Raw genomic sequence first — 13,012 nt, 5'->3', positions numbered from 1 at the left:
CCTAAATTGTTATTTATTTAAATAATTCATCAATATCAATTGTCAATCCATTATTAGACTTTTTAAAGCCATTTTTTATATAAAATTCATCATAGTCAGAATAATCAATATATGCCTTTTTGATTCCAAAGTCATATAAGTTGTTTAAAGCTACCTTTAAAAGCATAGTTCCATAGCCTCTCAGTTGATAATTTGGCAAAACTGCATGTCCAACTATTCTTGCAATATTATTATTTACTTCAATACAAATATAACCAAATGGCTTCTCATCAACTGCCACCATGCAAATACATCTATTTACATCACATGAAAATGGTATTTTAAAAGACTTAGCAATTTTCTCCATAAATTTCATATCATCTGTTGATGCAAACTTTATTCTAAACATATCACATCTTTCTCTCTTTATAAGTTTTTCAAATATTGAACTTCTTCACCGCTTAAATAGCGCCACTGCCCTACTTTTAAATTTCCTAACTCTAAATCTCCTATCTTAATCCTTTTTAATGTCATAACAGGATGACCTATCAATTCACACATTCTTCTAATCTGCCTGTTACGTCCTTCATGTATAACTATTTTTACAAGAGCATCATTATTTATTTTTTTTAATATTTCAATTTTGGCTTTTGCTGTTAAGCGATTATCTAATAACAGCCCATTTCTAAATCTATCCAGATCTTTATCATCAGGTATACCTCTTATTTTAGCAATATAAACTTTATCAATTTCATGTTTAGGATGCATAAGTTTATTTGCTATATCTCCATCGTTTGTTAACAAAAGTAGTCCTGAAGTATCACAATCTAAACGTCCTACTGGATATATTCTATCTTTAATTTTAATTATATCAAGAACCGATGGCCTTCCAAATTGATCTTTAACTGTTGTTATAAATCCAGTTGGTTTATTTAACATAATGTAAATATTGTGTTGAACTTTAGCAACTACTCTGCCATCATATTCAACAATATCTTTATCTGGATCAATTTTAATACCTAGATTTTTTATAACAGTACCATTAACTTTAATTTTTCCATCAAGAATTAATTGCTCACATTTTCTTCGCGATGCAATACTACATTCGGCCAAATACTTTTGCAATCTTTCCATAATAATTATTACACCTGCAAATCATAGATATCCCAACTTAACGTTTATAATATAACATTTTTTAAATTAAAAGACAATATATTAGCGAGCTTTAAGCTCGCTTACACTAATTTTTCATCATATATTCCTATTAGGTTGTCTCTTTCTATTTTTTCTTTAATTATATTAGTATCAGTTGTATATAATCCTAATGATTTCATTCGTTCAAAATACTTACCTCCTGCAAAAGTGTACCGATTTTTTAAACCTTCTTTAGTTTCAATACATTCATTTTCATATGCGATAAGGTCACCAGATGCCAAATTCCTGGGCAACTCAAGTAGAGGCATACCGAGCGATAATCTAACGCTATTATGTCCGGCCAAACAACCAGTCACCATAGCTTCAGTATGACCGGTAAACAATCCTGATTTTTCTCCTGCGCAAAGCAGATTATCCAATCCTTTAACTTTCATACTGTTATTTCTTGGAGCAATAGATAAATATCTGATAGAATTAGCCTTTCCTCCTGAATATGGATCTTCAAATCTAGCCCTTTCAAGCCCTGGTATTTTTCTCAATTTGTCTAGGGGATAAAACGGGGTCATCAATTTAGCATGACCTGTATCTAACAACACAACATTTTTTGCATATTCAGGAAGTGCATATTGCTGACACACTTTTAATTTTAATTTTTCCATATTAACATCTTCTTCTGGAACAGGCAATACTACAACACCGTCTTTATCAAGTTTTTCTCTAATTTCATCACTTAATGAATCTTTGTTTAGCTTACAAGAACCACTAAATGCACCATATACCTCATCCGATCTCATTCCCAAAATATCGTCAATACCTGCTCTATAGCTTATGCTAATTCTCGGTCCAAATGATGGACATCTTAATATGCACATAGAACAACCATTGCCATATCTTAAACAATTCCCCATAGGACCTGTCGATCCTGTGGTTTCAATAAAAACATCTCCACATTCAACAGAATCATCAGCCAAAACTATTCCTTTGATTTTTGTATTGCTTTCCATTAATACGTCAGCTGCTCTTGATATAAATTTAATCTTAATTCCTTTACTAAAAAGCATGTTTCTTATTGCAGGCTCTACTTTTGTAATATCATATAAGTTTGCGTGCTTATGTCCTGGAAAATCAACATTTGTATGTCTTGCGCACATGTCAGTTATTTCTATTAACTCATGTCCACCAAGATATTTTATTTCTTCTGCTGCTGTATATCTTCCGTTATTTCTCATAATTCCTCCAACAAGTCCACATCCTAACAGCATATCAGTTTTTTCAAGAAGTACAACATCTGCTCCAGCTTTTTTTGCTGTGAGAGCCGCTGCGCATCCTGCCCAGCCTCCCCCAATAACAACAACTTTAACCATACAAAATTCTCCTTTCAATTGCCTTTTCTACATCAAGTTGTACTTTGCAAGATCTTACTTTTTGTCCATCTATTTGAACTTCGCAACTGCCACAGATTCCTTCTCCACAGCATATTGTATTGTTATTTGATGCTGCAAGATAAGCCTCATTGTTGTATAAATCCATATAATTAAATATATTAAGGTGCTGCTCATCAGAGCCTCCACTGTATATCAACTTTAGATCATTATCTGCAATAGCATTCTTCAAAATTTCCTGTCCTTCAGCACTTAAAATATCTGTTGTTATTATATTTAAATTAAGCTGATCCAGGTATTGGCTAATAAAAAATTGTCCTGTTTTACCCTTATCGATTATTACTGTGATTTTATTGTTATTTCTGTACAATTTATTAATAACAATAACTCCTGGTGCCTGTGCAATTCCTCTCAATACTACTAAGCACTTTGAATTTTTAAGACCTTTTATATACTTATGTCCAAATAATCCATTCCAATAAGGTCCCCTAATACATATCCTTTTTTCACTTAAATCAATAAAACTTGTTTTGGGACCATTAATTTGGATTGCTACTTTCACAAAACCATTAATTTCATCCGCATACATTATAGACATCGGAGTATCAAAAAATGATGGACTAAACTCATTCCTTAAAAAAACATATGAGCCTGGCTCGTTCAAATCCCTGGCCATTTTATTAGGCACAGATAACGTTAATATAAATAAATTTTCATTTATCTTTTGCTTGTCTATTATATTTGAAACCATTGTATCTCTCTTTGCTTTAGCCTTTCTTTTTGCCCAAACAAACTCTTGAAATACGCATACACCCTTCCAATTGCAGTCACAAAATTTTTTGCCTTGCAATTGAGAACACACTATGCATTCATTTAATTCTGCCAAGTAGCAAGGACAATAATCACTGCCAATGTCAATACATTCAAGCCTTGGACTTGCCATTACACCATCTCCTAAAGAAAAATTTCACATATTTATGGTATTCTCAAATAAAAAAATGGTTACAAAAAAACTCCTAGCAAAATGCTAAGAGTTTTCAGCTTGAAAGATATTTACCCAGTTTTTAATTATTGTTTTTAGATTGTAGTTATAATCCCTTTCGTCAATCGTTTTTCCTGCAACTACATCTATCGTAACGATTTGTTTATCATTTAATAATACTTTGGCTATTCCAACTTTTTCACCTATACCTATAGGTGCCTTTATTGATTTAGGGATATTGTATTCAACTTTTATGTTTAAAATTTCTTCTTTTGATACGGGCAACGTAAAATCATCATTGTACTGAAGCGGCAAATATTTCTCTTTGCCATTGATAACACTTATTGTTTTTAATACCTGACATTTTGAAACAATTTTTAATGGCTTGTACTTTTCAAAAGAATAATCTAAAATTTTTTGTGAATCTTCCCACATAGGACCACTATTTAGAACTACAGATATAAGCCTGTGACCATCTCTGGTTGCTGAGGCGACGAGACATCTGCCGGCCTTATTAGTAAATCCTGTTTTTACACCATCCCCGCCTTCATATTGCCAAAGCATTTTATTTTTATTTCTCAAATATCTATCGTAATCCCGTCCACTCCAAGGTATCGTCTTTTCTTTAGTCGAAACAATCTCCGCAAATTTGCTGTAATTGTTAAAAGCGTACCTTGTAATTAATGCTAAATCATAAGCGGTTGTATAATGGTTGTTGATTCCGATATCAAGACCGGATGGCGTAACAAAATTTGTACTATATGCACCAATATCTTTTGCCTTTTTATTCATCATCTCCGCAAATTTCTCCACACTACCGCCAATATGTTCAGCAATAGCTGTTGCAGCATCATTTCCAGAATTGAGCATTAAACCATACAATAAATCTATAAGCGAAAGTTTTTCACCTGGAGCAAGCCAAATTGAAGAACCTCCTACACTAGCTGCTCTTTTACTTACAGTTACAATATCATTTAAATTTCCATATTCTAACGCTAATAGTAAAGTCATAATTTTAGTTGTACTAGCCATGGGCAGTTTTTCGTTTATGTTTTTTTCGTACAAAATTCTACCAGATTTCTGATCCATAACAATCGCAGCCTTCGCTGCAATTTGTGGCGGTTCTATATTTTCAGCGTTTACGTTTATCGGGGTCATAAGGAAAGTAAAAATTAGTAAAAATAAAAGTGTCTTTTTCATCACTGTCCTCCTTGAAAGTTAATACCTCACATTATGACCCACATTTTAATTAATATTAATCTACATTATTTGTTACTGTTATCGGTGTTGATTTTTTATACGTTTTGTTTTTATTAAAAACATTTTGTAGCTCTTCCATTAATTTAGGTGCTAAATCAATAATTCTTTCAACCATCGCATTTTGATTGACAGGTAAAAGCCTTATCTGACCTTGTCCGACAACCATAAAAGCGACGGGTTGCAATGAAACGCCTGCACCACTACCACCACCAAATGGCATTTTTGACTCCTGATTATCCTGCTGATTTTGTTCTTTATCTTTATTTTGTGTCATTTGAAATTCTCCACCACCAGCCGCAAAGCCGAAAGTCACTCTTGAAATAGGAATAATAACAGTTCCATCTGGTGCTTCAACTGCATCGCCTACTATAGTGTTAACATCTATCATGTCTTTCAGACTTTCCATCGTTGTTTTCATTAACCCTTCAATTGGATGATCACTCATCCTGATCACCTCCATTTAAAATTCTTAATAAATTTTATACTATTAACTATAATATTACCATATCTAAAATCTAATATGCAATTAAAGTTGCTTTCAAGAATATTTCTTCCAAAATATGGACTTATTGATATAGATGGCTTGTTCAAAAATCTAATATTGCAATAAATAGGAACAACTATGGTATAAACCACACTATTAATTATCCCATATAAAATAGACGTTAAAGCTGCATCGTTAAAACCTTCTTTTATATTTAAATTAAATTTTCGAATCACTATGGATTTTTTTATATTTAAACTCGTTTCATAGATAACTTTCTTATTTGAGTAAAACAGATTTGACATTCTAGATATATCGTGAAAACTAAACATTTTTCTCTCTCCAGTTTTTTTGGGGAATTTTAAAAAAAATGCTTTATGTATTTCATATTTTATAACTGGCTTTTTATCTTTAATTGTCAAATTAGCTGCATCAACCACCGTGCTAAGTAATTTTATTCCAAATAATCTTAACGACATTTCTATCCTATCATTTTCATCAATTCTTTTATAATTAATATCGAAAAAGCCTATCCTAATAAATCGCAGTATATATAAGTATATATTTAAAATAAAATTGCTGCCATAATTGTTAAAACATATTTTAATTGTCATAGGTAAAGTATATATCACTATAATCAAAACTATAATTAGCAATATATAAAAAGAAAACATCAATTCACCTTCTCAGTTTTATTGTTTTCAATAATTAAAATAAAAATACTATATGACATCATCTAATGGTGGTAAATCTTTTAAAGAAGGTAAATTAAAGTACTTCAAAAAGTCATCTGTAGTAGAATAAAGTATAGCTCTACCGGGAGCATTTACTCTTCCGTTTTCTTTGATTAAATTAAATTCCAAAAGAGTATTAATTGCCTTCTCGCACTTTACACCTCTTATTTTCTCGATATCTATTCTTGTAATAGGCTGATTGTACGCAATTATTGAAAGAACTTCTAATGCAGCTTGGGAAAGGCCCTGTTTTATGTCAAGCCCTAAAGCTTTTTTTATATATTCCGCATACTTTTCATTTGAGCACATAGCGATAGAATCATTAATCATAACAACATCTATTCCTCTATTATTGGAGACATAACTGTTTTTCAATCTATAAAAAGATTCCTTAACATCATCTACAGAAACATTCAAGACATCACTCAATGTCTTTATCTTTATTGGTCGTCCAGCAGCAAATAAGATTGACTCAATTATACAATCTATATCCATTTTTTCACCTCTTTAGTTTTTTTATAATAATATCTCCAAATATTTTCTTTTGTTCTGCTACAACTTTATTTAATTTGACAAGCTCCAAAAGTGCCATAAACGAAACTACTTTTTCCACCTTGTGTCGATTAAATACAAACTCGCTAAACTTCATAATTGGTGTAACGATTAAATTTTTAAGGAATTCCTTAATTTTATCTTCAACTGTAAATTGGTCTTTTGTATATTTAATTGGAATTACATCGCTATTTGACCTTTTCAAAATCTTAATATAAGCTTTTTTTAAGTCATCAGCAGAGTATTTAAGTAATAATGATTTATCAATGTATTTTATTTCAGGTTCTTCTCTAAAAAATTTAAACCCATACACATTTGAACTTTTTAATTTATTTGCGACAACCTTATATTTTTTATATTCAATTAACCTTTCTACAAGTATTTCTCTAGGGTCTGCCTCATCTAACTCCAATTGCTTACCTTCAAGCTGCGCTTTTGGCAGAAGCATACTTGATTTTATCTCAAGTAACGTCGCTGCCATCAAAATAAATTCAGTAGCTATATCTAAATCCATTTCTTGCATTGCATTCAAGTACTCCATGTATTGTTCAAAAACACTGGCTATAGGAATGTCTTTAATGTCTATTTCGTTCTTTTCTATTAGATGAAATAAAAGGTCAAATGGACCTTCAAAAGTTTTAATTTTTACTTTGTACATTATCCCACTCCAAACGGAAATAAAATTATTGTAGAAATTACCCTGTCCAAACCCATCATCAACGGTGTCATTACAACATTTATTATTCCAGTAAATAGTAGTAGAAGTAATGCGATCTGTCCATATTGCTCATACTGTGAAAAAATATATGCTTCTTTTTGTGGAAGAAGACTCCATAAAACTTTTGACCCGTCCAATGGTGGAACAGGAATTATATTAAATACTGCAAAAACTAAATTGTACTGATATAATACATTTAAAAAAAGTCCAACTATCGGTACATTTTCAAAATAAACCATTAAAATTCGCGTTATAAATGCCAGAAAGACATTTGAGAGAGGTCCTGCCAAAGAAACATATAAAACTCCTTTTTTCCTATCTTTAAAATAATACGGATTTATCGGTACAGGCTTTGCCCATCCAAAATATATGACAAATAACATTAGTAATCCCAAAGGATCTATGTGTACAAGTGGATTCAATGTCAATCTGCCATTTTGCCTAGGGGTCGGGTCACCAAGTTTATCAGCTACATATCCATGACTAAACTCATGGAAGCTCATAGCAATTATCAAGGCCGGTATTCTTATTAAATAGCTTAATATTGTATTCATATTTTTTCACCTCGTTTAACTTTTTCCACATACTGTTTTAGTCGTTCAAACTCATCTTCTTTGCTTCTTATTTTGCCACATATTTTGTCATAATAAATATTGTCCAATATTTTTTTGTATATAGGCGACGGCCTCAGTCCTAACTCCTTTATATCATCACCGTTTATTTCTAACTTTAAAGATCTAATCACTTCAAAATACCTATCAACAATTTTTTTAATATTTTCACCTTCCATTGTATATATCGCATTTATTGCCTCGATTTTTTTGTCTTTAAATAAATTGTACGCTACTATATCATCTTTTAATGTGTATAAATTCATTTTAATCTCAATAAGATCTGATAATCCCTTAGTATATTGACGTTTAAAGTTGAATTTTTCATTCAAATAATCTAAATCATCCTTTTTAACATTATAAAAAAATAAAAGAAATCTGTACAATAAGAGATCGCCACATCTTACGCATGTATTCAAATTTCGAATATTAATTTTTATCCCATCAAATATTTTTTCATCAATTCTATAATGCTTCATTAATTTCACAATGGTTTCGGGATTTTTCTCGCTTAAAATCAAATAAATCTCATTCATAATCCTATCTGTTGAAAGATTGTCAAAATCACCATTAGCAATTGATTGTTTTAGCAAAAGTTCAGTATGTGGTTCTAATTTAAAATCTAATCTAACGCTGTATCTTAATGCTCTAAATATCCTCGTTGGGTCGTCATTGAAACTTTTATCATGTACAACTCTAATTAGTTTATTTTTAATATCATCTAGACCATTGCATAAATCAATTATCATGCCTTCTTTTATATCAAATGCCAGCATATTAATAGTAAAATCTCTTCTTTTGATATCCTCAACTATATCTGCTAATTCTACATCAGGCAAAATTCCAGAATGAGTATAATACTCTTTCCTTGCTGAAACGACATCAAATGTGTATTTATCAGCTTGTATTTTTGCCGTTTTAAATTTTTCATGTATTTCAATTTTCCCATTTAAAATTTTGTTTAACATTAATGCATATCTTATTCCATCACCTTCAACTGTAATGTCTATATCATTGCTTTCTAAATTCAGAATCTTATCTCTAATATATCCTCCAACTATATAAGATTTGACACCCATTTCTTCTGATACTTTTCTAAGAATTAAAAGTATATCCTTCTCTATATAAAAACCCTTCTTTCTAGCAATTATACTTAAATTATTATATCATATTTAGATAAAAAAATAAGCATAATCATTAGAATTATGCTAAGGAATAAATTATACATTCTTAACTTATTTCTTTGTTTTTGGATTAAATATTATTGAAAATAAATAGCCAAAAAAAACTGCTGCCGAAATACCTCCAGCCGTCGCTGTCAATCCTCCTGTAAAAGCACCTATAATCCCGTCTTTTTTTACTGCTTTAATCGCACCCTGTGCTAGCGAATTTCCAAAGCCTAAAAGTGGTACAGTTGCACCTGCGCCACCGAAATCTATTAATTTTTTATATATTCCGAAACCACCTAGTATAGCACCAATTGTTACATAAAGAACTAAAATCCTAGCAGGCGTTAACTTTGTCTTGTCCATCAGTATTTGAGCAATAACGCATATTAATCCCCCAACAACGAAAGCACGTATATAATCCATTATACCAGCCTCCTATGTGTATCTTGAAATAGTAACAGCATGTGCTATACCAGGTATTGACTCTCCTTGCTGTGTACTTGTGGGGGACAATAGCGCACCTGTTGCTATAAACAAAACTCTGTTAAAAGTTCCATTTTTAATCTGACTCAACAGCCATCCATTTAAAACAACTGCCGAACATCCAGCTCCACTACCACCAGAATGCACATCCTGCGATTCATCGTATATTTCTATTCCACAGTCCTTATATTTATCTTCTATATTTAAACCGTCTTTATTGAGTAGCTCCATTAAAATGCTTTTTCCCACTCTTGCCATATCGCCTGTTATTATTAAATCATAGTCGTTTATAGTAAAACCAGTATCGTTAAAATGTGTTATTATGGTATCGGCTGCAGCAGGTGCCATCGCAGCGCCCATATTATTAGCATCTTTCATCCCTAAATCCACAACTTTTCCAGTAGTAACATGTGTTATATATGGACCACTGCCAGTAGAAGATAACAGTGATGAGCCTGAACCTGTCACTGTCCACTGTGCCGTAAATGGCCTTTGTACACCTTGCTCCAAAGGAAATCTATATTGCCTTTCTGCAGTAGAAAAATGACTTGATGTTGTTACAATTACATAATCTGCAAAACCGCCGTCTATTAGCATAGAACCTATTGACAGTCCTTCTGCCATTGTAGAACAAGCTCCATATAAACCGAATGTTGGTACATTAAATTGCCTTGCAGCAAAACTAGAAGTGATTATTTGATTTAGCAGATCTCCTCCTATTAAATAATCTATATCGTTAATATTTAAACTTGCTTTTTTTAAAGCTAAATTAACTGAATCCTGAAACATTTTACACTCTGCTTTTTCCCAACTCTTTTCACCATAAGTGTCATCGGTTAAAATCATATCAAAATAGTCTTTTAAAGGTCCCTGTCCTTCTTTAGGACCTACTATAGTACCTGAAGATATTATAGATGGCGGATTTACAAATTTAACAGTTTGTAAACCCATTTTCTTCTGCGCCATAGTTTATCACCCTTTATTTCAGAAAATTATACACCAGTCCTACAACAATTGATGTTCCAACACCATAAACAATTACTGGTCCAGCTATATTAAACATCCTAGAAGCAACGCCAAACACGTAGCCTTCTCTTTTAAACTCCATCGCTGGCGCAACAATTGAATTTGCAAAGCCTGTTATAGGCACAACTGAACCTGCACCTGCAAAGCGCCCAATATCGTCGTAAATGCCTATTCCAGTTAAAAATGAACCTAAAAAAACCATTATGATTGCAACAGGAGTACCTGCTTGTTCAGGGCTCATGCCACGTGAGACAAACAAATTGAGAAAAAATTGCCCAATGTCACATATTAATCCCCCTACAACAAAAGCCCATATAATATTTTTTATCAATGTTGGCTTAGGTTCATATTTCTGGGCAATATCTTTGTATTCCTGTTGTTTTTTAACATCCTTCTCCATTGCTACACCTCCATTTAGTGGGCACCTTCTATGGTTGCCCACTATTTATCTATCCACTCTAAATGCTATTTGTATATTAGCTTTATATTCAACAATTTTGCCATTCTTTACATTGGCAGTTTGGTTTAACACTTCTATTCCTGAAATATTGTCAACCGTCTTTGCCGCCTCTGCAACTGCATTTTGTATAGCATCATCCCAACTTTTTGTTGAATCTCCAACTACATTTAAGATTTTTACTACAGCCATTTTAATTCCTCCTTTAAATAAACTAATATTGCACTATCAGGTACTTTTTTTGTTGTATTATATTTTAAAAAGTAAATTGCAGATAGTGTTAAAAAAACAATAGAAATTATTATTATGAACTTCTTCATTTGTAACACCTCAACACAATAATATTATGTGAAAATATATATTTTTTAATACAAAAAAGAAGTGTAACACATTTTACACTTCTTGAAGTTGTTCTTTTAATTTTTTTAACACTTTTTTTTCAATTCTTGATACTTGCACCTGCGATATTCCAAGAATCTTTGACACCTCAGTTTGCGTCATATCTTTAAAATATCTCAGAACTATAATCTGTCTTTCTCTTGAATCTAATTTTTTAAGAACCATTCTCAGTGCAAGTTTGTCTTCAATATCATACTCATTATCTTCGCTGCCTATTTTCTCTATTAAAAGCATGTTATCATCTTCGCTGTGCTGTGAATTGTCATACAGGTATTCAGCAGTTGCTGTTGATTCAAATGCCATCGCAATTTCTTCGGCTGATACATTAAGTTTTGATGCAATTTCTTGAATAGTTGGTTCTCTATTTAATTCTTTTTCTAATTCATCTTTTATATAATAAGCTTTATTCGACAGCTCTTTCAATGACCGACTCACTTTTATAAGACCATCATCTCTTAAAAATCTTTTAATTTCGCCTAGTATAATGGGAACTGCATACGTAGACAGTTTTACATTATATGACTCATCAAATTTATTTATAGCTTTAACAAATCCTATACACCCAATTTGATAGAGGTCTTCTGCTTCATATCCCCTATTAGAAAACTTTTTTACAATACTCCAAATAAGACCACTATTTTCCTTTAGCAACTTTTCCAGCGACAATTTATCATTATTTTTAGATTTTCTTATAAGTTCATTTACATCTTCATTCCTTTCACTATCTTTTTCTATCATAGCAGCACCTCATTTATTTGTATTGATGTATTTAACCATTTTAACTCTGGTACCTTTGCCTTTTTCCGACTCAACTTCTAATTCATCCATAAATGTCTGCATAACTGTAAAACCCATTCCCGATCTATCTTCGTCAGGTTTCGTTGTATATAAAGGCTCCATGGCTTTTTCAATATCTTCTATTCCAACTCCATTGTCAATAACTTCTACTATTAATTTGTTGCCTTCTATCTCCGCTTTTAAAATTATATAATCTATCTTATTTTCATATCCATGAATTATGCAATTTGTCACAGCTTCAGAAACAGCCGTTTTAATATCTGCAATTTCTTCAATTGTAGGATCCAACTGAGCAGCGAAAGCAGCGACAACTGTTCGTGCAAAAGATTCATTTTGTGACTTGCTTAAAAATTTCAATTCCATTTTATTTGAATAGCTCATTTATATCCCCCTTTGCATGCTATTAATAGCCTCTTCTATTGATTTGTAACAGTTTATAACTCTTAAAATTCCAGACAACTCTATAACTTTGAAAAGTTGTGAATTAGCTCCTACAATTGCTAATGTACCATGCTTATCTTTTACCATCTTATACCTTCCAAGAATCATACCTATGCCTGAGCTGTCCATGAAATTTAAATCTTTTAAATCTAGTATAATATTTTTATAGCCTTTTTGATATTCGTTGTTTATAGATTCTTTAAAAATATCTGAGGTGTGATGATCTAATTCTCCTTTTACTTTAGCTATTAAGATATCATTTTTTTTCATAAAATTTATATCCATTTTTATCCCTCCATTTATATATATTCTACATAACAGCTCAATATCCTCCTTTTTTGTTATATTTTTCTATATAACATACAAAAAAAACTAAAAGCGA

At 31.6% G+C, this 13,012-nt stretch carries 19 protein-coding genes; all 19 read right to left on the bottom strand.

The features are described from left to right. Positions 1-13 precede the first annotated feature (13 nt). On the bottom strand, positions 14-388 hold the full coding sequence (locus tag TTHE_RS06695) for a GNAT family N-acetyltransferase (RefSeq protein ID WP_013297830.1): 375 nt from the start codon (positions 386-388) through the stop codon (positions 14-16). A gap of 17 nt (positions 389-405) precedes the next feature. Continuing rightward, positions 406-1,113 (bottom strand): pseudouridine synthase, encoded by a 708-nt coding sequence (locus TTHE_RS06690; protein WP_013297829.1) that lies wholly within the window; start codon positions 1,111-1,113, stop codon positions 406-408. A 101-nt stretch (positions 1,114-1,214) separates the two neighbouring features. Beyond that, entirely contained in the window at positions 1,215-2,498 is a 1,284-nt protein-coding gene (locus TTHE_RS06685) for an FAD-dependent oxidoreductase (RefSeq protein WP_013297828.1), read from the bottom strand. Continuing rightward, a complete protein-coding gene (locus TTHE_RS06680) occupies positions 2,491-3,459 on the bottom strand; it encodes a sulfide/dihydroorotate dehydrogenase-like FAD/NAD-binding protein (RefSeq protein WP_013297827.1) in 969 nt (322 codons plus the stop codon). Before TTHE_RS06680 ends, TTHE_RS06685 begins: the two co-directional genes overlap by 8 nt. Before the next feature lie 84 nt (positions 3,460-3,543). After that, positions 3,544-4,698 carry a D-alanyl-D-alanine carboxypeptidase family protein gene (locus TTHE_RS06675; protein WP_013297826.1) on the bottom strand — a complete coding sequence of 385 codons (1,155 nt, stop codon included), beginning with the start codon at positions 4,696-4,698 and terminating at the stop codon, positions 3,544-3,546. 55 nt (positions 4,699-4,753) lie between these two features. Then, positions 4,754-5,203 carry a GerW family sporulation protein gene (gene ytfJ / locus TTHE_RS06670; protein WP_013297825.1) on the bottom strand — a complete coding sequence of 150 codons (450 nt, stop codon included), beginning with the start codon at positions 5,201-5,203 and terminating at the stop codon, positions 4,754-4,756. 5 nt (positions 5,204-5,208) lie between these two features. Continuing rightward, positions 5,209-5,916, bottom strand: coding sequence for a DUF2953 domain-containing protein (locus TTHE_RS06665; protein WP_013297824.1), 708 nt, complete (start codon positions 5,914-5,916; stop codon positions 5,209-5,211). A gap of 48 nt (positions 5,917-5,964) precedes the next feature. Continuing rightward, complete coding sequence (gene scpB, locus TTHE_RS06660) at positions 5,965-6,471, bottom strand: SMC-Scp complex subunit ScpB (protein ID WP_013297823.1); 507 nt, start codon at positions 6,469-6,471, stop codon at positions 5,965-5,967. Positions 6,472-6,475: 4 nt separating this feature from the next. Continuing rightward, on the bottom strand, positions 6,476-7,186 hold the full coding sequence (locus TTHE_RS06655; protein ID WP_013297822.1) for a segregation and condensation protein A: 711 nt from the start codon (positions 7,184-7,186) through the stop codon (positions 6,476-6,478). Then, positions 7,186-7,800 carry a site-2 protease family protein gene (locus TTHE_RS06650; RefSeq protein ID WP_013297821.1) on the bottom strand — a complete coding sequence of 205 codons (615 nt, stop codon included), beginning with the start codon at positions 7,798-7,800 and terminating at the stop codon, positions 7,186-7,188. Before TTHE_RS06650 ends, TTHE_RS06655 begins: the two co-directional genes overlap by 1 nt. Continuing rightward, positions 7,797-8,936 carry a CCA tRNA nucleotidyltransferase gene (locus TTHE_RS06645; protein WP_099253566.1) on the bottom strand — a complete coding sequence of 380 codons (1,140 nt, stop codon included), beginning with the start codon at positions 8,934-8,936 and terminating at the stop codon, positions 7,797-7,799. Before TTHE_RS06645 ends, TTHE_RS06650 begins: the two co-directional genes overlap by 4 nt. 156 nt (positions 8,937-9,092) lie before the next feature. Then, positions 9,093-9,449, bottom strand: coding sequence for a stage V sporulation protein AE (gene spoVAE, locus TTHE_RS06640; protein WP_013297819.1), 357 nt, complete (start codon positions 9,447-9,449; stop codon positions 9,093-9,095). A gap of 12 nt (positions 9,450-9,461) precedes the next feature. Continuing rightward, positions 9,462-10,475, bottom strand: coding sequence for a stage V sporulation protein AD (gene spoVAD / locus TTHE_RS06635; RefSeq protein ID WP_013297818.1), 1,014 nt, complete (start codon positions 10,473-10,475; stop codon positions 9,462-9,464). Between the two features lie 13 nt (positions 10,476-10,488). After that, positions 10,489-10,935, bottom strand: a complete 447-nt coding sequence (gene spoVAC / locus TTHE_RS06630) for a stage V sporulation protein AC (RefSeq protein ID WP_013297817.1) — start codon at positions 10,933-10,935, stop codon at positions 10,489-10,491. A gap of 45 nt (positions 10,936-10,980) precedes the next feature. Next, the gene (locus TTHE_RS06625) at positions 10,981-11,184 is read right to left on the bottom strand and encodes a dodecin family protein (RefSeq protein ID WP_013297816.1); all 204 of its coding nucleotides are present in this window, start codon (positions 11,182-11,184) and stop codon (positions 10,981-10,983) included. Beyond that, the gene (locus tag TTHE_RS14185) at positions 11,175-11,312 is read right to left on the bottom strand and encodes a hypothetical protein (RefSeq protein ID WP_155812170.1); all 138 of its coding nucleotides are present in this window, start codon (positions 11,310-11,312) and stop codon (positions 11,175-11,177) included. The genes TTHE_RS06625 and TTHE_RS14185 overlap by 10 nt, the downstream gene beginning before the upstream one ends. 73 nt (positions 11,313-11,385) lie before the next feature. Continuing rightward, positions 11,386-12,129, bottom strand: a complete 744-nt coding sequence (gene sigF, locus TTHE_RS06620) for an RNA polymerase sporulation sigma factor SigF (protein ID WP_013297815.1) — start codon at positions 12,127-12,129, stop codon at positions 11,386-11,388. A gap of 9 nt (positions 12,130-12,138) precedes the next feature. Beyond that, positions 12,139-12,570: an anti-sigma F factor gene (spoIIAB, locus tag TTHE_RS06615; protein ID WP_013297814.1), complete on the bottom strand. Its 432-nt coding sequence runs from the start codon at positions 12,568-12,570 to the stop codon at positions 12,139-12,141. Beyond that, positions 12,571-12,915, bottom strand: a complete 345-nt coding sequence (locus TTHE_RS06610) for an STAS domain-containing protein (RefSeq protein ID WP_013297813.1) — start codon at positions 12,913-12,915, stop codon at positions 12,571-12,573. Positions 12,916-13,012: the final 97 nt, after the last annotated feature.

The organism is Thermoanaerobacterium thermosaccharolyticum DSM 571 (assembly GCF_000145615.1).
Taxonomy (GTDB): domain Bacteria; phylum Bacillota; class Thermoanaerobacteria; order Thermoanaerobacterales; family Thermoanaerobacteraceae; genus Thermoanaerobacterium; species Thermoanaerobacterium thermosaccharolyticum.
Note: the sequence above shows the minus strand (reverse complement) of the source record. Positions and strands in the feature narration are given on the sequence as shown.

What these genes read in the sequence shown, in the direction of transcription:
- TTHE_RS06650 (WP_013297821.1), bottom strand. Translation starts at nt 7,800, where the DNA reads ATGAATACAATATTAAGCTATTTAATAAGAATACCGGCCTTGATAATT.
- TTHE_RS06685 (WP_013297828.1), bottom strand. Translation starts at nt 2,498, where the DNA reads ATGGTTAAAGTTGTTGTTATTGGGGGAGGCTGGGCAGGATGCGCAGCG.
- spoVAE (WP_013297819.1), bottom strand. Translation starts at nt 9,449, where the DNA reads ATGGATTATATACGTGCTTTCGTTGTTGGGGGATTAATATGCGTTATT.
- spoVAC (WP_013297817.1), bottom strand. Translation starts at nt 10,935, where the DNA reads ATGGAGAAGGATGTTAAAAAACAACAGGAATACAAAGATATTGCCCAG.
- TTHE_RS06655 (WP_013297822.1), bottom strand. Translation starts at nt 7,186, where the DNA reads ATGTACAAAGTAAAAATTAAAACTTTTGAAGGTCCATTTGACCTTTTA.
- spoIIAB (WP_013297814.1), bottom strand. Translation starts at nt 12,570, where the DNA reads ATGAGCTATTCAAATAAAATGGAATTGAAATTTTTAAGCAAGTCACAA.
- spoVAD (WP_013297818.1), bottom strand. Translation starts at nt 10,475, where the DNA reads ATGGCGCAGAAGAAAATGGGTTTACAAACTGTTAAATTTGTAAATCCG.
- TTHE_RS06645 (WP_099253566.1), bottom strand. Translation starts at nt 8,936, where the DNA reads ATGGGTGTCAAATCTTATATAGTTGGAGGATATATTAGAGATAAGATT.
- TTHE_RS06625 (WP_013297816.1), bottom strand. Translation starts at nt 11,184, where the DNA reads ATGGCTGTAGTAAAAATCTTAAATGTAGTTGGAGATTCAACAAAAAGT.
- TTHE_RS06610 (WP_013297813.1), bottom strand. Translation starts at nt 12,915, where the DNA reads ATGGATATAAATTTTATGAAAAAAAATGATATCTTAATAGCTAAAGTA.
- TTHE_RS06675 (WP_013297826.1), bottom strand. Translation starts at nt 4,698, where the DNA reads ATGAAAAAGACACTTTTATTTTTACTAATTTTTACTTTCCTTATGACC.
- TTHE_RS06695 (WP_013297830.1), bottom strand. Translation starts at nt 388, where the DNA reads ATGTTTAGAATAAAGTTTGCATCAACAGATGATATGAAATTTATGGAG.
- TTHE_RS06665 (WP_013297824.1), bottom strand. Translation starts at nt 5,916, where the DNA reads ATGTTTTCTTTTTATATATTGCTAATTATAGTTTTGATTATAGTGATA.
- TTHE_RS06680 (WP_013297827.1), bottom strand. Translation starts at nt 3,459, where the DNA reads ATGGCAAGTCCAAGGCTTGAATGTATTGACATTGGCAGTGATTATTGT.
- ytfJ (WP_013297825.1), bottom strand. Translation starts at nt 5,203, where the DNA reads ATGAGTGATCATCCAATTGAAGGGTTAATGAAAACAACGATGGAAAGT.
- TTHE_RS06690 (WP_013297829.1), bottom strand. Translation starts at nt 1,113, where the DNA reads ATGGAAAGATTGCAAAAGTATTTGGCCGAATGTAGTATTGCATCGCGA.
- scpB (WP_013297823.1), bottom strand. Translation starts at nt 6,471, where the DNA reads ATGGATATAGATTGTATAATTGAGTCAATCTTATTTGCTGCTGGACGA.
- sigF (WP_013297815.1), bottom strand. Translation starts at nt 12,129, where the DNA reads ATGATAGAAAAAGATAGTGAAAGGAATGAAGATGTAAATGAACTTATA.
- TTHE_RS14185 (WP_155812170.1), bottom strand. Translation starts at nt 11,312, where the DNA reads ATGAAGAAGTTCATAATAATAATTTCTATTGTTTTTTTAACACTATCT.